This window comes from Candidatus Woesearchaeota archaeon, assembly GCA_016214075.1.
GTDB lineage: Archaea > Nanobdellota > Nanobdellia > Woesearchaeales > DSVV01 > JACRPI01.
This window is the reverse complement of sequence record JACRPI010000032.1, coordinates 22,753-43,420: the sequence shown is the minus strand read 5'-3', so window position 1 is coordinate 43,420 and position 20,668 is coordinate 22,753. Positions and strand designations below refer to the sequence as shown.

9 protein-coding genes are annotated in these 20,668 nt (G+C 41.5%); 1 reads left to right on the top strand and 8 read right to left on the bottom strand.

The features are described 5' to 3' along the window. Nucleotides 1–134: 134 nt before the first annotated feature. The gene (locus tag HZC31_06445) at nt 135–758 is read left to right on the top strand and encodes a hypothetical protein (GenBank protein ID MBI5003000.1); all 624 of its coding nucleotides are present in this window, start codon (nt 135–137) and stop codon (nt 756–758) included. A 205-nt stretch (nt 759–963) separates the two neighbouring features. Here the strand turns inward: HZC31_06445 and HZC31_06440 are convergent, their stop codons facing one another. From HZC31_06440 to HZC31_06405, 8 genes are all read right to left on the bottom strand, one after another. After that, a complete protein-coding gene (locus tag HZC31_06440; protein ID MBI5002999.1) occupies nt 964–4,299 on the bottom strand; it encodes a hypothetical protein in 3,336 nt (1,111 codons plus the stop codon). Between the two features lie 459 nt (nt 4,300–4,758). Further along, nucleotides 4,759–6,066 carry a putative S-layer protein gene (locus HZC31_06435; protein ID MBI5002998.1) on the bottom strand — a complete coding sequence of 436 codons (1,308 nt, stop codon included), beginning with the start codon at nt 6,064–6,066 and terminating at the stop codon, nt 4,759–4,761. Nucleotides 6,067–6,353: 287 nt separating this feature from the next. After that, nucleotides 6,354–9,521, bottom strand: a complete 3,168-nt coding sequence (locus HZC31_06430) for a PKD domain-containing protein (protein MBI5002997.1) — start codon at nt 9,519–9,521, stop codon at nt 6,354–6,356. Nucleotides 9,522–9,834: 313 nt separating this feature from the next. Continuing rightward, on the bottom strand, nt 9,835–11,217 hold the full coding sequence (locus HZC31_06425) for a hypothetical protein (protein ID MBI5002996.1): 1,383 nt from the start codon (nt 11,215–11,217) through the stop codon (nt 9,835–9,837). A gap of 14 nt (nt 11,218–11,231) precedes the next feature. Continuing rightward, nucleotides 11,232–14,027: a hypothetical protein gene (locus HZC31_06420; protein ID MBI5002995.1), complete on the bottom strand. Its 2,796-nt coding sequence runs from the start codon at nt 14,025–14,027 to the stop codon at nt 11,232–11,234. A 92-nt stretch (nt 14,028–14,119) separates the two neighbouring features. Further along, entirely contained in the window at nt 14,120–16,792 is a 2,673-nt protein-coding gene (locus HZC31_06415; protein ID MBI5002994.1) for a glycosyltransferase, read from the bottom strand. Between the two features lie 5 nt (nt 16,793–16,797). Further along, nucleotides 16,798–18,639 carry a protein phosphatase 2C domain-containing protein gene (locus HZC31_06410; GenBank protein MBI5002993.1) on the bottom strand — a complete coding sequence of 614 codons (1,842 nt, stop codon included), beginning with the start codon at nt 18,637–18,639 and terminating at the stop codon, nt 16,798–16,800. A gap of 45 nt (nt 18,640–18,684) precedes the next feature. Continuing rightward, on the bottom strand, nt 18,685–20,592 hold the full coding sequence (locus tag HZC31_06405) for a hypothetical protein (GenBank protein MBI5002992.1): 1,908 nt from the start codon (nt 20,590–20,592) through the stop codon (nt 18,685–18,687). Nucleotides 20,593–20,668 lie beyond the last annotated feature (76 nt).

Sequence of the window (20,668 nt, the reverse complement as noted above, 5' to 3'; positions counted from 1 at the left end):
TTTGTTAATCCACATCAACAACTCAAAGGGAAAACTCCTGCTGAAGCAGCAGAGATTGATCTCCATTTAGGACAGAACAAGCTTCTTGATCTCATAAGATGGAGAGCAAAAATGCAGATGACGAAGAGATGACAATGTCTGTTTACGAAGCACTTGATAAACTAGCAGAAACAGGCTTAGTTACTGTATTCCACGAAGATAATAAACGACTTTTCCTCCCCACTAGTCCAAAAAAGCTCCAGCAGATAGTAGAGGATTTCAAAGAGAAACAATTGATTAAAGCACAGGAAATGCAAAAGGAACTTTCAGCAATTATTCCTCGTCTACAGGCAAAATATGAAAGTGTAAAAGAAAAAGAATTATTTGAGATTTATCGTGGAAGAAAAGCATACAAATCTATTCTAAATGAAATTATTAAAGAGGAACCAGCATGTTGGAAAGGTTTTGGTAATTTACAGGTTCAAGAATATTTTCCTATCGAGTTCCAGAAATGGTTTAAACATTGTCCGATTAGATTATTTTCCACAAGATCAAGCATAGTTAGAAAAAGATTAGAAAATGCTCAGAAAACAGCTAATGTCAAAATACTTTGGCTGCCTCAAGAAGTTTACATGCCTATTGTTTGGGTTGTCTTTGGTGATAATGTTCTTATCATTATTTATGAGCCAGATATCATTGTTATAAGAATAAAATCAAAGCATGTTATCACGACTTTTTCGAATCAGTTTGAATATTTATGGAAAAAGTACAAACAGTGATTTTTCCATTCTTCTGCTTTTTTTATTTGTTAGAAATACCCCGTTGCTTGCAACGGTTGGGTTACCACTTTTTTATCATCAAGGGTATTTCTAACATTAAAAATCCTCGTTAATACTGTGAAAACGAAGTTTTCATGCACAAAAAATTCATTTTTTAGTGCCCCGCCTTTTGGGGCGATTGGGATTTTTATTTTTTCAAACTTCCCTATTCCTTCTTCTCATGGTCCTTATTTTCAGGAGTGTTCGGGTCATTATGAAATTTTTTGACAAACGCGCCCATCACTAAAGAAAGAATAATGAGGAAAATAATGGATCCTAAAATTATCCAAGGGACATAACTGTTTGTTTCCGTTGTTCCTTCTGTCTCTTCGACAGCGTTTTCCTGAGCAGGCTCCTCTTCAATTGCTTCTTCTTGTTCAGCAATATTCTGCTCTTCTTCAGGAATTACTTCTTCTTCAACAGCTTCTTCAGCAACAATAGCTGTTTCTTGTTCAGCAACAATTACTTTGAATAATGGACTTTCAACAGCGCCACCTTTCTCATCATCTGCGGCAAAACGAATAGTCGTTTCTCCTATCCAATTTTGTTCAGGAGTGAGAAGTGCGATTGCCCCTTCAACAAGAGCAGTAAGATGTTCCCCTGCGGTTGCGGTATAGACAAGTGCATCATCATCAGCGTCACTAAAATAATGCTCTAAATCCAAAGAGTACACAGAATTTTTTGGAAGAGTGATAACAAAGTCTCCAGCAGTTTGGCTCTCAGTATCAAAGACAGGACTTTCCTGAACAGTCTCTTCAGCAACTTCTTCTGGAGCAGGTTCTTGCTCTTCTGCAGTTTCTTCATCGCTCGTTTCTACAGGCTGAACAACTGATTTTTTCTGAGAGAGACTGAGGAAGACCACATCAATCCCTTGTTCTTCAAGTTCTTTCTTAATATCATAAATATCAGTGTTATCAGTGGTTTGCATGTCGCTGATTAAAACGATTCGACCTTCTTCTCCATTAAGCTGTTCAGCAGCATAATAAAGTGCCTTTCCAAGATTGGATTGGGTGTCCAGAGGGCGAAGGTTTTTGATCACTTTCAGCGCGGTTTCGCTGTCTACATTTCGTCGGATTACAATAGGGTTTTTCCCCACAATCATAACGCTGTATATCCCTTTTTCTTGGATATAGGTTTGTGCGGCGATAATCCCTCGTTCAAATCGTGTTTTACCGTTTTCAACAATTTGTCCACTTAAGCTGACATCAAATGCAAGAATTGTTTTAAACGTGCTTGAGGTAATCTCAGGAACAACAATCTCTTCTTCTTGTTGTTCTTCGAGCTGTTCTTTTTCTTCTTCAAGAGAATCAATTTCTTCTTCAATACTCTCAACAACTTCCTGCGTTTCTTGATTCTGTTCGAGAGAGAGTGTCGCGATCAGTGCTTGCAATGCTTTGATTTGTTCTTCAAGCGCGTCAATTCGCTCTTCTAATGCTTTTGTATCGTCATCTTCTTCAGTAGGTTCTGTCTGTTTGTCAAGAAGATCTTGAAGTTGTTTTTCAAGAGCGCTGATTTGTTCTTCGAGCGCAGCGATTTGGTCAAGGAGTTTTTGCTGATCATCGCTATCATCTTGTGCTACTGCTTCAGACATCGCAAGAAGTTTTTCTTCGAGGGATGCAATTTGTTCTTGAAGAAGTTTAATCTGTTCTTCAAGTGCAGCGGTTTCAGAAGTTTCTGTTTCTTCAACAGCAATCTCTTCAGTTTCCTGCTCAGCAGTTGCGTTCTGCTGCGTTAAAAATTTGCTTGCGTCTTCTTTGTAATTATTGTAGAGGAAATACATGCCTGCAGTGAGACCGCCAAGGAGTAAGAGGAGCAAAAAGATAATCCAAAGCCATTTCAAAAATGGTTTTATTTTCTGCCATGTGGTCGCATTCCAGAATTTGTTCCAGAAACCAGCGATGTTGCTTTCTTTTTTACCTTTAGTTTTCCCTGTACTCTTTTTCTGTTTCTTGCGAAGCTTGAAATGCCAGACAAGGAATGCAAGTAACAACAAGATTCCTAACGCAATCAATGCAGTTGCCCAATTATAAAATAATGTGGGAAGAGTTCGTGCTTCTTCAGCGCTGTCAGATCCTGCAGCGACGCGCGCGTCATATTTTTCTTTGACAATAGGATATGCAAGTATTCCAATAAGGAGCAAGAGCAAGAATAGCCCAAGAAGTGCCCAAAGTAAATGTTTATGTTTGCCAGCCCAGGTCATCAATGGATGTTCTTTTCCGCCTTTTCCTTTTTGTCCTTTTTTTGTATAAAGGAAATAACCAACAATAAGGATTGCGAGGAGCACTGCTCCAAGCAAAGTAATGAGTGTCCATTTCAACAATGCGGGAAGTCCTTCATCAGGAGCGCATTGCTGAATCTCTACAGTAAAAGGAAGAACACTTTCAAGGTCTCCGCGAAGTGTTTCTGCTTTGAGCGCGAAAGAGTAGGTGCCGACAGGTGCGGCGACACTGTTCACGACAAGGCTTGTGGTATGTTCTTGGTCGCCTTTGAGTTTGATGTATGGTTCTGCCGCAGTAATCCAATCTTCAGCGTCTTCAATAAACACATGGTATTCATTGCTAATATCGCCAGAGTTTTGAATGTTCACAGGAATGACCGCAGGATCTTCTTGGCAGAGGACATAGGTCGTGTCAGCTTTTGGCGTGAACGTAACGATCATTGGCGCGTCTGAACTAAAGATAAGCGCTTCACCAAGAGCAATGTTATAGACATAACATGCCTGTTGAACGTCTAAGGCAAGAGGAAGTTCTGCTGTGTAGCCGCTTTGGCTTGTTTCAGCAACTAAGGTGAAAGAGAATTCTCCATAGATGGAACATGCCATGCGAAGGTATGCGTAAATATCTTGATGCTCGCCAGGAGCAAGAGTGACTTGATATTCAGAAAGATCATAGTATGCTGGATCCATATCCGCGAGCCAGAGGGAATAGGTTTCTGTGCTGCTGCCGCTGTTTGCGAGATCAAAAACATATATTCCGACGCTGCACGGGCAGGTTTGTTGAGAGGTGGTATACGCGTTTAATGCAATGTTAGGACACTCGCCGACAGTAATGGTTTGCTCAATAACTTTGGTGTCTGAATAGAGTGAGGTAATGGTGAGAGTATAATCAAATGTACCAGCAACGTCAGTGTCAGGAGTGATGTAATAAACCACAGTGCTTTCTTCGCCTGGTTGAAGAGTAGTTCCTTGTTGTCCAATAGAGAGCCACGATGCAACAGCTGCGTCATCGCTGCTTGCGCTAATATAATACGTATCCGCGACAGTTCCTTGATTACGAAGCACAAGTTGTTGGACAGTTGCTGCGCCTGCGCAAACACTGTTGTCTGCACTTCCAAAAGCTGCCGCGCTATACGCTGCGACAGTTGCGCCAGTGGTTTGGAAACTGACTGTTTCTTTTCCTGAAAGAAGTGGAAGTGTGCTCAGAAGCGTTATAGTGAGAAGTGTAAATAAAATAAAGAGTCTTTGAAAAGTACTAGAGCTCGAAGTCATCCCTTTGTTTGTCATCAGTATCCCCCAATATATTTGATTACTCGTCAGAGACTAGGGAAGTTTATTCTCCTTATAAATGCTACGAAAATAGCGAGAGAGAAAACGTTTTTGGATTGAACATTGGTATACAAAAAACAACAACAATGGCAGCAAACACGGCCATCCTCGTTCCTCGGATGTCCTATTCGTAAAGGAAATTCCCACACTTTGTATGGGAATTCCCTCTACACTCAGTTTGCGCCTTGTTGTTTTTTGTTAACTTCAAACACGCACCAGCAAAAGCAGAAAATGTCAGGGGGACCCATTGCCGCGGCAATGGGGTTATTTTTTAAAAAGAGAATACCAAGGAGAATGTGTATCTCATTGTAAAAAAGTAATCTTAAGAAAAAATCGAGAAAATAAAAAACTCCGAAGAAAAATAAAAAGAAAAAAATAAAAGAAAAAAGGAGTAACGAAAGGAAAAGCTACACGTACCTAGTAGTACGTTTTACTTTCTTTTTCGTCTTCTTCGTCATCTTGGCGTAATTTGTTGACAACAACAATTAATCCAAGGATAACAAGCAAGATAGCAAGTACTGCTAATCCTACCATAAGACCTTTCTTCACACTGTCAGAGCTGCTTGTTTCTTCAGCTGCAGGAGCGCCTTCAACATTTGCTGTTAAAAGCATCTGTTTCAAAGCTTCACTGCCTGCGCTTACTGTCACTGCAAATGTGTAGCTTCCTGAAGCTTCTTCATCTGCGGAAACAAACAAGTAAACAGTTTGTGTTTCGCCTTGACCAAGAACAACAACGTTGCTTGGGTCAATGCGGACGCTTCCCCAACTATCGTAACCGGAAACGCTAACAACATATGTTTTAGCTTCTCCAGCTGCATTAGTCAATGTAATTGGGTAAACTGCTCCACCTTGTCCAGCGGTCATGTCCTGAGCTTCTGGTCCAACGGTGATAACTGTCTTTGATTCAACAGCTTCTTCAGTTGCTGTAGCTTCTTCAGCTGCGGTAACAGTTAATGAATATTCTTCAGTAACAGTTTCATCGCCGTCATCGTAAGTAACACTTACTTCAACGTCGTATATACCAGCTGCTGTTCCGCTTGGAACTCTGATGTACAATTCTTCACTTGAAACGGAGTCATCTTCGTCTACTTCATCGAGGTAGTCAGAAGCGCTTAATCCAAGTTCTGGAATGCTTACTTTAACTTTAACGCCTTCATTGTCTTCTTCGTCACCAAAGTTTTCTACACGAACTGTAGTCAACAATGCTCGTCCTGCTTCAACAGTTAAGCCTGGTGAAAAGTCAACGTCTTTGATTGCAAAGCCATGTTCTACTGCTTCAATGTCAAGTTCGTATGTTTCTTCAACACAGTCGCCTGATCGTGGGCAGATATAAACACGCAATGTGTAATAATCCTGAGTCATATCCCAAGGGAAATCTAGTGTCAATCGCTCAACATAAGTTTCTCCTTCTTTGACTTCGTCAACATATTCTGTGTCACGGACGCGATCATTGCTGTCGTCATATCCGGTCAATTCTACTTCAACTTCAACTTCATCCATACTGTCAGAAACGCCGTCAGCGTTGTCTTCGTACGTGAAGTGAACTTTTACTTCAACGCCATCTTGTGGTCGTTCAAAGTTTGTTATTTCTGTGCTGCTTGATGGGCTGACTTCGTCATCGTCGAATTCAACTTCATCAATTACTATTTGTGCACTAACACTCGCCATTGCGAAAATCGCAACAAGCAAAAGCATTAATGATGCAAATATTGCTTTTCCTTTCATTTTTGTTACCCCCAATTTCCTCTATTTTTTTGTGAGTGTATAGAGTTACAAACCACTCTTTTAGCCTATGTATTCAGTACTCATATTTAAATGTTTCGTTGATATGAGTACACTACAGTGGTTACTTTCCTTCACTATTGTAAAGTATAGTCAACGACATGATGCAATTGAAAAAAAAACGAATGTCGTTGACTATTCCACCAAAGACAATTTTATTTTGTTCAAACAGTTATTGTCTTTGGTGATACTTGTTGATAGTCTATGCAGTGACAGTTTGTCATGCATATCTATTCGACAATGATATCTCGGTAAATAATACGTCTGACATCATCATCGCTGATTGTAATGCGGACATAATAGGTCCCTGGTTCAGTGTCTGCTGGAATGGAAATACTAAGTACTTTCACTTCAGCTTCGCCAGCGTCTAAATCAAATTCTCCGCTGGTTTCGTAGATACCAAGTTCCTGAATGATTGCGTTGAACGTGACCGCGCTTTTGTCAATGTCAGCAATGTTTTCAGCGCCAACCCATAATTCAAGGTCGTCTCCTGCTTGAACTCTGCCGTCATTGCTCATTGCGATACCGTCAACATAATAATGTCTGTTTGCGATGTTTTCAAGTTCATCGCCGACAGTAATGGTGACAGTGTCGCTGTCAGTGTCGCCATCTGCGTCAGTGACAGTCAATGTCGCGGTGAATGTTCCTTCGCTATTATAATAGCGTGCTGGATTTGCGGATGTGGAGCTTCCACCGTCGCTGAATGACCAGTAATAAGATAATGGTTCATTGCCTGAGCTTCCTGCAGAGGAGAATCGTACCCAAAGAGTTGGTTCTCCACTTGTCGGAGTTGCGCTCGCGACCGCGATTGCGGGAAGATCTGCTTCAACAGTGATCACTTCTGTGTCTGTTGCTGTCGCTCCTGTAATGTCTGTAACAATAAGTGTTACTGTATAAACGCCGTCAGCAGTGTACGTGTACACGGGAGCGGTGTCAGTGGATGTGCTTCCGTCTCCAAAGTCCCAAGCGTAGCTCACAAATGGAGGAACTCCGTTTGTGATTATTGCGCTAAAGCTGACTGGAAGTGGCGCGATGCCGCTTGTCGGGTCTGCGACAATTTCTACAGTCATCACAGCAGGTTCTGCTGCTTCGCTAATAATAATATCTTGAGTACATTGTGCAGTGTCGCCAGCATTGTCTGTTACGAGAACAGTCACTGGGTATGTATCTGCACTTGTGTATGTATATGTGGTACTCTCTGTTGTAGTACTGTCAGTGCTTCCGTCTCCAAAGTCCCAATCATATTGAGCAATGGTTCCATCGCTGTCTGTTGCGACTGCTTGGAATGTCACGACTTCGTCAACAGTTCCAGTTGTAGGGAATAAACTACAGTCAACAGTAGGTGCAATGTTTGTCGTTGTTGTATCTTCTGTGATGTCAATGTCTTGGCTACAACTTGCGGTTGCGCCAGCATCGTCAGTCACTGTAACACTAATCGTGTATGTTCCTGCTGCGCTGTATGCTTTCTGTGTACTATCAGTTGTTGTGCTGTCAGTGCTTCCGTCTCCAAAGTCCCAATCGTATTGAGCAATGGTTCCGTCGCTGTCTGTCGCGTCAACATCGAGTGTTAATATTTCATCAACAGTTCCTGCGGTTTCTAAAACACTACAATCTACTGTAGGCGCGCTGTTCACAGTCACTGCTGTAATTGTTGCAGTGGTTGTACAGACTGCGCTGTTGCCTTCATCATCGAAAACAGTAAGAGTAACTGGATAGACTCCTTCTGCGCTGTAGGTGTATGTTGGATCTTCTTCAACAGAAGTGCTTCCGTCTCCAAAGTCCCATAAGTACACTATAGGTCCGCCATCAAGGTCAAAGCCATACCCATCAAAAGTAATACTGTCGCCAAGTGTTGCGCTGTATGGTCCGCCGCAGGTTACGCTAGGATCAAAATCAGGGTCTGGAATTTCTGGGAAATCAATAACCCAAATTCGAACTGATGCTGTATCGTCGTCAGTTAATCCGTCATTATCTGTAACAACAAGTGTTGCGGTGTAAAAGCCATTCGCGCTATACGTGTGTGTTGGGCTCACGCCAGTGCCCGTGCTTCCGTCACCAAAGTCCCATTCGTAGCTCACGATAGATCCTGAACCGTCTGGGTTTGTGTCGTAGCTGCCGCTGCCGTCAAAAGTAACATCATAATCTAAACTCCAGTACATACCGAAGAATGAACCTCCAGCGTCTGCGACTGGTGGATATGTGGTGTCCACATCGTCGCCAGCAACATAAATAGTCAATGTTTCTGTTTCATCAAGGTTTGTGCTGTATTCGCAGTTGTCTGCGATACCGTACACAACAATAGTATTATCTCCGCCACTGATTGGTGTCCAGGAGAATGAATAGTCATCATAGTCTGTATCGCTGTTTCCATCAACATCGCTGAAAGAGTAATCAAGATCGCCATCTTCATCGTACACCGTCACGTCAAGTGCTGTGTCACGCGCGTCAAGATCTCCATCACTATCAACGCTGTTGGATAATTTGTCAAAAGTAACTGTATATTCTACTCCTGTTTGGAGTTCAGTAACAGTTCCATCTTCAATTTCTTGGATAGCAAGATTGTCAATTAATGTGTAACAGTATTCGGTATCCTCTTCAGAAACAATTTCAAATTGTTCTGCGCTGGATTGTTCTTCAGCGCTTGCGCATTGTGCGTCTGTCACATAAGTACTGACAGTTGCAACGTATGTTCCTTCTGAAGTAGGTGTATAACTAAACTGAACATTTTCGCTGTCTTCAGCTTGGATGTTCAATGTTTCTGTGTCAGAGTAAACAGGAATACTGATAGTGCTTTCAAATGCGCCAGCACCGATAGTAACTTGTTTCACAATAGATAAACTTACAAGTGTTTCTGCTTTAAACCAGTCACCGTAAGTAGATGTGCCATCGCCGTATGCGTAAATGCCTGAGTCTGAATATTGGAATGCGCTGTACGTGTCTGCTTCAAGAGCAGCTTCAACGTCAACATAAATTGGTTCGTTAGGCGCTGCGCTGTTCGTCACGCTGAATGATTGGATTGTGGATCGGCAAGTATCTTTTTTTTCAAGCGTCACGTCTGTTTCGCCAGTTGCGCCATTGCCTGTAAGATAAAATGTTTGATAATTCGGTAAATAACTGTCACTTTCTTCTGCGAATGCGTATGCGACAAACCATGTTGTGGAACTAACACCTGGAATGCTTAATACCGCGTCGTTTGTAGAACCTGTGTCATCATAATCTACTCTGCTACCATCAAGGGAACTGCAAGAGCTGTTATCACATTCATAAACAGAAACTTCAACATTATTGACGGCATCGCCATCTTCATCATAGTAATGAAGAGTGACTGTATTTGCTGCAAAAACAGAAGTCATACAAATTAAAAATAATGCGAGATATGCTGTTAGTTTTTTATACATTGTCGTTCCACCTTTCTAGTTGTTATTTTGGATCATTTGTATGATCGTGTCATTTCTTGTCATTACTGTCGTCGGAAAGACTTAGTGTCATAACTCCGTGACATGTATTTACTGTATGGTAATGAATATCTATTTATAAATGTTTCTATATGTATTCACTTATAAGTAAGAACTTGGAGAGGTTGTGTAATACACGCACCAGTGTGCTTTATTCGCCTTACACTGCGCATACACAATTCAACCTATTTTGAAATCTTTTTTTGGTAAAAATTTGAAAAATGAAAATGAGAAAAAAAGAAGAGAAAAGAAAAAATTAGTGTACAAGTGCTCCTGCAGCGCCAAAGCCAACTTCTCCTGCTTCAAGAACTGGTGTTGGGTTTGGAATTAAATATCCCCCAATCAATCCAAGACCAAGACCTGCAAGGAATGCTTCTGCTTCATAACCGCGTGGAACAAATTCAACAACGGTAACGTCTTTTGCAATAGGTCTGCATTCTTGTTCGCCAGGGCTGATAACGCCATCATGATCTCTGTCAACAGCGTACATACCGTAGAGCACACGCTCAATGCCGAAAACCATGCCGTGAGCAGGAACAATGATTCCATCAATGTTTCGTTCAGCAAGTGCAATAGTTCCGTCAGTTCGTCTTGTTGTTACTGCATCCACTTCATGTGTTCTAATGTTATAATTCTCCGCGTCATAGCGTGCAACAAGATGTTGTCCGGGTTGGATCTTCACTCTGTTCATGCTTGTTTCGTCAGGAACAACAATAGTTCGTCTTCCTTCCTGAACAGTGTTTGCGCCAACAATAAAGAGTTCTTCGTAAAGAACTGGTTTACAGTTTGTTGTGCAAGGATCTGTTGGAGCGCATGGATCTCGTGGTGCGCAAGGATCATCTTTCTTGTTTGTTCCAAAGCCATCAGTTCCAAGAACTGCAAAATCTGCGCCGACATGTTTGCCTGCTTCATATTGTATGATTCCTTTAACTACATGTGTTTGTTTCCATTTTGGATGAAACATGCCTCCTTCAGTAAATTCAAGATCGCTGTTTGTCCATGCTTCAATTTCTGCTGAAGGATAAACAAATGGCGTTCCTTTTGTGCCAACAACAGTGAAGACATCATAAGATGGTCCTTCGGAAAATCCTGGGATCTTCAATGTTTGTGTACAATCTGTGCCAGCGACTGGAACACTGACTGTTCCTCGTGTGTAAAGAATATATTTTCCATCGCCAGGAAGACTTGCAAGAAGGTCAAAATCTTTTTCTTCCATTCTATAATCAATTTCAACGCCATTCAATGGTTTTGGTTTTTGGAATGCTGCTCTATATTGTTTAATCATAAGATCATCGCGTGGATCCATTTGACTTGCTTCAGTCGCTGGTGAAACAACGTACTGTACTGTATAGCCGCAAACAGGTAATTCTTTTCCTGTCGCGACGCTTTTAACGCTGACATCTGCTCGGTGAGGAAGTTCATCACTGCCAACACGAACAACAACTGAACCATCTGTCTGATTTGGAATTAAATTAACGCCAGCAGAAACAGTGATTTTTTCAAGTCCAGCAGGTGCTCCTGGGAATTCATAAGCCATTGGTCGTTCTTTTCGTGCTGTTGTTGCATCTGCAGTTGGAGAATATGATCCAATCGCTGTTGCAAGTGCTGCTACCGTATATGTTGTTGCTTTGTATGTCATTGTTGTTTACCTCACTATACTAGTCGTAATTCTAATGCTGCTTGTTGTTGTCTCTCGAATGCGCGAAGTACTTCGTCATCGATGTAATATGTTTCTTGGTAATAATGACCAAGATTGTACACTAATGGATCTGCTGGAGCAGATCCTGCGTCAACATCAAATGGATCTACTGGATCACTGAGTGTTCCGCTAGGAGCTCCTGTTGGTGCAGGCACTGCTGGAGCAACGCCGTCAAAAGGATTTGGTGTTGCGTCAAGTGTTCCTCCTGGAGCGCTAAGAGGCGCTGCTGCGTCAGGAGTGTATCCAAATGGATTGAGTGTTGCGTCAACACTTCCAGGAACTGCGTCTACAGGTGTTCCTGAAACATCGCTTGGCATATAACCAAATGTATTGACGACTGTATCAAGTGTTCCTGCTGGAACAAATCCACTGCTTGTCATAACAGGTGCGCCGTCAGGGCATGGGCCTGCTTTTGTATCTACAACGCCGACAGGTAAATAATATTCCTTGTCGCATGCTGTTTTGCATGGTCCGCAATCGTCTTTTGGAACGTCAGTATGTTTTGGTGCAGGTGTTGCATCAGCTGATCCATCGCAATCAACATAATGTGGTGCGACGTGTGTTGGAACAGATCCTTCAAACACTGCTTCTTTTGGAATAACAACATGGTTTCCGTGCGTATAGCTTGCTAAGTCTTCAAGACCAAGTTTGCCATCTTCGCAGTGGGTTACTTCTGCCCAAGTGACTTGGATGTCATCACCGTTGTATGCTGCGAATTCTTTTGGAATTTCGAAGTGGCCAGATGCGTCAACATCAACAAGGACTCGATAATCGAGTGCTTTTGCGTCAGTGTAATGTTCAAGCATGACAACAGTGTTGTCGACGTTGAAATCGCATGGTGTATGTTCATCATACACACCATTCAATGAAACGCTTCCGCCTTTCCAATGATCAAGAGTTAATCCTTGTTCGTGTCCTGCTTCAGGTTTCAAAGGTGTGGTGTGATAGTCATAGACTTCGCGGAGTTCAACGCCTTTGCTGATATTTTTACCATAGCTGAAGCGTTCTTTAACACAGTCTTCGAGTTCGCTTGGTGTTTTTGGTTCATCAGGATCAACAGGACAAACAGGGGGCTCGTCAGGATCAACTGTGCTTTCACAATTTCCTATGGTGTAGGTGTGTTCAACAAGCTGTGAGGTGCTGTTTCCAGCTGCGTCAGTTGCGGTCAATAAAACTTTGTAGTCTCCAGAGTCATTAATAGTGAATGATCCATTTCCTTCAACAACATCTTTTCCGAAAACATTAATATCAGTAATTCCATCTTGATGGACAGTTGCATCTTGTAATGCTGTAACAGAACTTGGAACTCCTAAAAGTTTTGCTTGTAATGCGTCTTGCGCGTCGCCAGCAGTGTATAATTCAGCGACAACTTTTTCAACATCTTTATTGTCCGCTGCTGTGAAACTGAATTCTACTTTGTCTCCTTTGCAGAGATCAGTTTTTGTGGAATATTCTATTTTGTCGATGGATGGTGCTTCAGTATCATTTGTTGATGAAACCATACCTACACCATTGGATAAAACACCTCCTACTACTCCAAGGAGCGATGCAATATCAAACGTTGCAGAAGCTGCTTCATACTTCTCAGCAGAACGAATATCATTCTGAATTTGTGTTGCTAAAGTAGGGTCTATGCCGCCAGTTTGCAGAACATCTTCAAGTTGTCGCTGTTTATCGCGAGCATTTTGTCTTTTTCTGTTTGCAATATAACGGGTAATTGCACTTCCTGCTAATGTTCCTGTAACCCATCCTACTGCGAGTGTTGCAGTTGCTAAGGAAGCTGTTGCGCTGTATGCTGCGAGACCACTGAGTTTTCCGGTCATCTGTGCAAAATTTTGAAGACCGTCTTCCGATGTAATATAGTCAGATGCGCTACGTCGTGCAACATGAGAAATTCCTGAACCTATAAGCCCTGCTGCTATTTGTCCGCCTTTTGCTGCGGCATATGCGCCAACTGCACCAAGTGCGAGTCCTGAACCAGCAATTGCGCCTGTGACAAGTGCACCATCTCGAATAACTGCAAGAACTCCTTCAGGGATTCTTTGTAAATAAGTTTGTGGGCGTTTCCAGCTTAATGGCTGCTGATATGCTGCACGGACATCATCAGGTGTTGGTGTTCTGTATGTAGGTGCTCCAGGTGTTGCTGGGGCAGCAGGTGCTGTATAACCATAAGGTGTAGGGACTGGTGTTTGAATATCTACTTCACCAACATATCCTAACTCAATAGAAAGTTGCTCGAGTGTTCCTCGGGAAACATGATAGCGTCGCTGACCTATAATTTTCCCAGCTTCAGCTGCGGTCAATTTTCGTTTTGTTGTGACAAGGAGTCCTGGATTGGTAGGGTGCGGTGCAACAACTTCATTTTGCACGCGCTGTAATTCTTTGTATAAATCATCAAGTCCTTTTGCAACTTCTCGTTGTTTATCACGATGATAAAAGCAATCTCTCAGTGGGAGGTATTGTGCAATCATTGCCCCGAGGTTATAACCAGGTGATGTTGCTGTTGCAGGATCAAAGGGAGTTACAGCAAGATGATCCAAGGTAGGATCTGCAGCAGTATTTGGTGCTACACTTGCGCCGCCGACGAGTGAGGGAGTCTGTCTGTGATATCGTGTTATGTTCTGAGCAGTGTCTAAATCATAGCGTCGAAGAAGGTCACCAGTTTCAATTGCACGTTGTAATCCTTCAACATCTATAGATCCAGATTTTTCTAAAAATGCTTCTCGGTTTCCTGCTCGTGTAAATGCCATGTTTTGTTCACCTTAGTTGTTACTATAACTTTTATTCTTGTAATTACTTGGTAGTGAAAACTAAGTTATATTTAAATGTTTCGGTCAAATCACTACTTTAAAGTGATGCCATAAATTTCTCGAATATTATAATCTACACGACCAAGGCCGAGGTCGCTTACTTTTGAGTATTCCGCGCCTGCAAGGAAAAATGGGAGCTGACGTGAAAAAGCAGCTTTTTCATCAGAGCCCATTTTTTTGGTATACAGTTCTAAGAAGTGCTCTACTCCATTCCTAAAGAGAGGTAAGGGAACAACATCAGCCATATGTGTGTATGCATTTGAAATAAGCAGTGCTGCATCTTGACTTGGCAAACCAGAATCAGCGTTGTTAAAATCAATACAGTAAAGTTCTGCCCCAGTATCATAAAAAACAGCAATGCTCTGGTCACCATGGATAAAACGTTGTGTTCTTCCAGTTGGTACAGACGCTCCACACTCAAGATATTCTTTAATCCTTCTATATGCGGGGTCAGCCGATTTAGTATTATCTTCTCTAATCATGTTTAGATATAAACTATATTGAACATTTGTTGTTAAAGGAGCATCTGCTCGGTCATGTATTCTTATTTCATGTAATTCAGCTGCAAAAGATGCAATTCTTTCCATGTACTCAACAAATTTTGTGGGGTTTTGTGCAACAATAGAAGGGACACTTCTTCCTTGAACAAGTTCCATAACAATGATACCAGAAGTAGGATCATAAGCGAGGGGAAGCGGTACTCTATAGTGGTCTTGAAACTGCGGACTTGTTGCTAGTAGTTCAAGAGTAGAAAATTCAGTTTTTGCGCGTTGGAGGGTTATTGTTCGTAAGTCTCCTTCTTCCATTACTTTTTTAACAACAAAGCCAGAGAGTGCTCTTCTTTCTTTAGGAGTTGCGTAGATAATTCTCGGTCTGTTAAATCGATATAAGGTAATTTCATTATGATATGTTCTGGTGCTGCTACCTCTTGTTGCTTCAGATGCAAAGCCAGTCATAAATTCTTCTGGAAACATTTCTGCACGAAGTGCAAGAGCATAGTCGTAGTGTTCACGCATGCGTGCGTCTTCTCCACCCAGCTCTTTGATTGTTTGCGCAATGCGGTGATGCGCATTTCCATGGTTAGGGTCAGTTTCCAAGATTAGATTAAAGTAATATTGTGAAAGAACTAAGTCTCTTGCTTCTCGTGCTTTGATTCCAAATTCATACCAATCATCAACGACTGCTTTCTTATACGCATCTACTTTATCATGTTCAAGGAGTACAGAGCCTTCTTTGAAAAGAGGGGGAAGTAAATGATACTCTCTTTTTTTATAATAAAGTGCAGCAAGTGCAACATATGCTTGTTGTTTTTCCACACCATATGAAGCGGTAAATGTACAGGTCATTGCTCGTTCTAATAACTGTTGAGCAGACGAGGTCTCTCCATGAGAGGCATACATCTCTGCAAGTGCATAAGCGATAGCTCCATTATCGGGCTCTTCGGTGAGCAACTCTTCAAGTCTTCGTTGGTGATATGCAGCAGCAGCATGATAATAATGTCTTCTTCGAGTGGTGTTTCCTATAGACTCCGCATATGTTCGAAGTACTCTCTTCCCGAAACTTCCTAAATTGAGTTCAGAAGTAAGGTGCGCAACAGCACGATCAATCATAGCACGTTGAGAGGAAGTTCCTTTCTCAGCAAGACAGCGGTTAGTTGCTTGGATAATTGCGCTCACATCATTAGGATTCGAGATTCCATAAGCAAAACCAGGTTCTACAAAATATTCATGTGGGCCATCAATGTCACTAACAATCAAAGGCTTTTTCATAAGAAGTGCCTCAGCAGCACTGAGCCCAAACGATTCAAGTTTGCTTGGGATTATAATAGCATCTGCAGCAGCATAATATGCAAAGAGCTCTTCTCCTTGTCGCCAACCAGTAACTGGCGGATATTTTCTTCCAGAGCCATCTTTAATAAAGCCATCACAGTCTGCTCCAAGAATTTGGTACACAGTAGGAGTTGCAGGTCCTGCACCGACATATAACAACCTCAAATTTGTCCTCTGTCGCTTAAGATGATTATATGCTGCAGCAAGAGTTGTTACTCCTTTCTCTTGTCCAAGCCTACCTGAATAAATAAGGAGGTCTTCATCATTAGGAGCATAATGTTTTCGAATCCAATTGGCAATAGCGTCAACATTTTTTGCCTCAAAAGTAGGGAGAGCAACAGGATTAGGAACAACTCGTATTTTACTCTGTCCTCCAAGTGCGCCCCCCAAAGCTGTACTCGGCACAATAATTCTATCAGCAATATCAAGTAATTGGTGTTGTGCTTCAAGTGCTCGTTGATATTCAGCACCACCTACTCCTAAGCGATCCATCTCTTGTTGGATGCTAGAGTGAGCCGTATAAACAAGTGGCGTGTTCAAAATACCAAGACCACGAAGTGGAAAACCATACATAGTTGTTGTAGAAATACTGTTAAAATGAATAAGATCATAAGGACGTCTTTTTAATAGCTGCGGAAGATTATTAATGTCAACGCTTGTAGCAACATCATCAGTAAATAAGCTTGCTTCAGATGATGAGCCATGTGCTCTAACAAGTACATCCACCATAAGGTCTAAACTTCGAAGAGCTTTTTTTGTATGACGAACATATGTTGCAATGCCTCCTCCTGTTTCAAACTCATGAGCGATTAAAAGAACTCGTCTGTTGGGGAAAAGATCACGAGAAACTTCGGTTACTGCATCAATTGGGGTCATTTTATTCAGTTCCTCGTTTTAACTCTTGTTAATCCTTCTCGTGCTTCAGTAAAAGTTGGTGCTAATGTAAGAGTTCTTTTGTAAGCAGTTTTTGCTTGGTCATGTCGTAACTGTGCTTCGTATGCAGTCCCAATATGAAAGTGTGCTCTAACATGTGATGGCTCAAAGTCGATAATTCTTCTATAATAGGCACGTGCATCAGAGTAATCTCCTTCCCTCTCTGCTTTGCGACCAAGTTCATACCAATCGTTTATAACATCCTTCTTATAACTCATGAGCTCTTGTACTTCTTTATGCTCGTCGCTAAACAATGTATGAAGTGCTTCAAATTGGCGTGTTACATAGTAAACTCTCGCAAGACCAACGTAAGCAGTTCCCTGTCTTTTAGTAACTGTTTGCATAAAAGGAGTTTCAGTATTAACCAGGTGCATTTTTTCAAGTAACATTTGTGCATTAGCATAGTCTTTTCTAGCGAGTGCTTTCTCAGCAATTTGTAGATAACCATGAGCAATACTTTCTCGAAGAGCAGGAACGTGAGCATCTATAGAGCCTAGGCGCAGATTGTCAAGTTCTGTAATATTTTCAAAATCACCAAATTGCTCAACACGTTCGCAAAGTGTTGCATCAATTCGTTCCTTATACCCTTCTGCCTTTCCTCGAAGTTCCAGAACTTTTCTGAAGAATATTTGTTCTCTTCCATTTGATGCACCAGTTTCCTGAATATAAAGAGAAGAATAAAGCCAAAGGAGTGTATCAACTGTTTTTTTAAAATAAGATTCTTTGCGTTCTTGAGGAGATGCTTGTTCGATTGCTTCTAAATAAAAATCTCGTGCAGTAAGCGAAAGTCCGGTTCTTTGTGTATATTCTGCAAGAACATAGCGAGCTTTGCTTCCATGTGCAGAGAGCAATCTGTCTCTATGCTTGCTAAAGAGATCCAAAAGAAGAGTTGTATCGTCTTCTTCTATTGCTCCAATGCCTCGTTCAACAAGAATTTCAATAGGAATTCCTTTCGCTCGTGCAAGAACAGCGGTAATATTATCTCGCCCCCCTGCGCTGTTTGCAGCAGTAACAAGCATTTTTGCGACAGTAAGATCATCATCAGGGTGGTCAACGTATCCTTGTTTTATGAGTCGTCCAATTTCCCGATCAGGAAGTTCATCCCAAAGACCGTCTGTGCAAAGAAGATAAACATCTCCAAGCTGGACATCATCTGAAGAATCGTGAAGATGAGAAAGAGAACTGTCACTAAATCCAATTGCAGAAGTAATAAAATGTCTATTTTTATCTGTTCGAACATTCTCTCTTGTAATTTCTCCTTTTCGATATCTTTCCCAAGCAACACTGTCATCTTCGCTCAGTTGTTTTAATCTGTTATTTCGTAAGCGATAAATGCGAGAATCACCGACGTACGCGCGAGAAACTTTATTCCCTAGAAAGCGAAGAGCAGCAACAGTAGAACACATTTCTCCTTCTCTTTCTTTTCCTAACTCTTTCGGTCTTTTTGCAGCCTCTTTAATTACATAAGTATGTGCCTCGCGAATAGTGTCGCTTAATTCTTTATGTTGTATTGGCACAGAAGTAGGATCGTTCTCTCGCTCAAAAACATCGCAGACAAGATGGCTTGCGATTTCTCCGGAATTGTGACCCCCAGCGCCATCCGCAACAACCAGAGTTCCATCTTGAAGGATATAATTATCTTCATTAAGTGGTCTTCTTCTTCCAAGGTAAGAAAAGCCAGCAACAGAAAGCATCATATCTTCTGTTAGAAAAAGGGAGTATGCATCATTTTCAGAACTGTCAAAACCATCTTGCGTTCTTTTGAAATATTGTGTTGCATAGCTATCCATATTGGGGTAAAAAAGGAGCTTATTTATAAAAGTTTCTATTTGTATTCACTGTGGAGTAATAACTTCCTTTATCGATCGAAGAAGCCCCTGTTGCGCTTCCAAAGATTGAGCCTCCAGAACGAGTGTCCTTTGGTAGTATGTTTGTGCATCTATTTTACGTCCTTGTGTTTCATAAGTTAAGGCAATTCGTAAGTGGGCTCTTGCATTAATTGGTTCAAATTCAATGATTCGTCGATAATACATGCGTGCGTCAGAATAATCCTTATTTCTTTCTGCTTTATGTCCCAATTCAAACCAATCATTAACAACATCTAGTTTATATTCTATTAAATTCTGATGTGAAGGAAGTTTTTCAAAACCGTCTTCAAATAAATCTCTTAGTTTATTGTAGTTCTTTCTTAAGTAATACTGTCGTGCAAGAAGTACATATACTTCTTCTTTTGTTACTTTGTATCGTGGATCACTAAAATCAGAAGCAACAGCTGCTTCTAAAGATGCGAGTGCAGCATCGTTGTTTCCTTCAGCAAGTCGAATTTTTGCAGTGAGTAAGTGAAGAGCGCCAGCGCCACCAGTCTTTAAAACACGTTCACAGTTGTCAAGTGCTTTTGCCGCTTCTTCAACAGCTCCTACGTCATATTGTAATGCTGCAAATTCATAAAATAAAACAATGGCATCAAGAACTTTTTCTTCAATACCGTCTCTTAGTTCGTCTTCAAAAGGAACTTTTTGGGAAAGTGCTGCTATTTTGTCATGACAATGTCTTGCGTGATCAATATTTTTGTCATCAAGCGCATGGCGCATCATTGAAGTATATGCCGTGGTTACTATTTCAAAGACAGAAGGAAGTTCAGTAAGAGGAAGTAGTTTGTCTAATTGACGAAGAGAAGTGTCGCTTTTTTGTGTACTATACGCCTTCGTTGTCATCTCCGCGAAATGTCTAACTTTCTCACAAATAGTCTGTTCATCAAGTGGGATCGCCACTGCCTTCGCGAGCGGGTAAAGCGTTGCAAATCTTTCAGTGTATGCAACAGAGCGACAATATAATCCAGAAAGTGCCGTAATTGAGGCTGCGTAAAGGGGTTCGTGTGTTTCCGGTTCTGGCGTTAAAGCAATGCTTTCTTCATAATATCGTATTGCTTGTGGAATAACATTATTCTGGAAACTGTACGCTGCGCGAAGTGCGCAAGCGATGTGTTTTTTATATTGTGCGTCTCGAAGTTGGATCATATTATTTTTTCCTATTTGGGTAATTGTTTCACGATCGTTTGCAAGGACAGCAGTAATTCCCATCGTATAAAGAGGAATAAGAACAGTTGGGCTTAAGGGGTCAAGCTCTTCTGTAGCGAAATTATCCAATTCTTGATCATCATCAAATTCAAAAGTTCCAGTAATATCAGAGTCATATCCGCACGTATCTCCAATATCCAAAGTTTCTTCTCTGGCGTTGGAAACAGTGCGTTGAGGAAGAAGATAAGCCATGACTGCGTCCGTTGTAATTCCTCCCTTCTTTGCGGCTTCCAAATTTGTTACAAGAGCAACAATACTTTGCTTGGAATCATCATCAACGAAATATGCAGAGTTAGATTCTTTTGTGATTGTATAAAAACCAAATTCATGACCAAGAACGAGCAGCGCTTGTCGATCAACCTCGTTTGTTTGGGTGTACGCGACAGCAACAACTGCGTCAAGAGAAAGAGAGTCATTCTTCAGTTCTCGTTTTTTGGAATACAATTCTTCAAGACAACTGTTCAGAGCAGAGCGTTCTTCTTGTCTTGTCCGCCAGTAGAGGAGTGTTGCCCAGAGAGGTTTTTCAGTTATCCATCCTGTGCCCGTAATGTAAGAGGCAAGTGCGTCAAGTCCCTCTTTTTGGGAAATAGTGGGTTTTAGCAAACGCCGAGACAGTGTTTGGAGAAGAAGATCATACGGAGCCCCACCAGAAGAATGTTCCATCATGAAAGAGAGAAACGAGAATCGTTTTATAAAGATTATGCGGTATGCTTTACGACTTGAAGATTAAGTTGTGATGGTC

Coding starts and splice junctions, on each gene's coding strand:
- HZC31_06405 (MBI5002992.1), bottom strand. CDS start 20,592: ATGATGGAACATTCTTCTGGTGGGGCTCCGTATGATCTTCTTCTCCAA.
- HZC31_06415 (MBI5002994.1), bottom strand. CDS start 16,792: ATGACCCCAATTGATGCAGTAACCGAAGTTTCTCGTGATCTTTTCCCC.
- HZC31_06440 (MBI5002999.1), bottom strand. CDS start 4,299: ATGACAAACAAAGGGATGACTTCGAGCTCTAGTACTTTTCAAAGACTC.
- HZC31_06425 (MBI5002996.1), bottom strand. CDS start 11,217: ATGACATACAAAGCAACAACATATACGGTAGCAGCACTTGCAACAGCG.
- HZC31_06420 (MBI5002995.1), bottom strand. CDS start 14,027: ATGGCATTTACACGAGCAGGAAACCGAGAAGCATTTTTAGAAAAATCT.
- HZC31_06435 (MBI5002998.1), bottom strand. CDS start 6,066: ATGAAAGGAAAAGCAATATTTGCATCATTAATGCTTTTGCTTGTTGCG.
- HZC31_06430 (MBI5002997.1), bottom strand. CDS start 9,521: ATGTATAAAAAACTAACAGCATATCTCGCATTATTTTTAATTTGTATG.
- HZC31_06410 (MBI5002993.1), bottom strand. CDS start 18,639: ATGGATAGCTATGCAACACAATATTTCAAAAGAACGCAAGATGGTTTT.
- HZC31_06445 (MBI5003000.1), top strand. CDS start 135: ATGTCTGTTTACGAAGCACTTGATAAACTAGCAGAAACAGGCTTAGTT.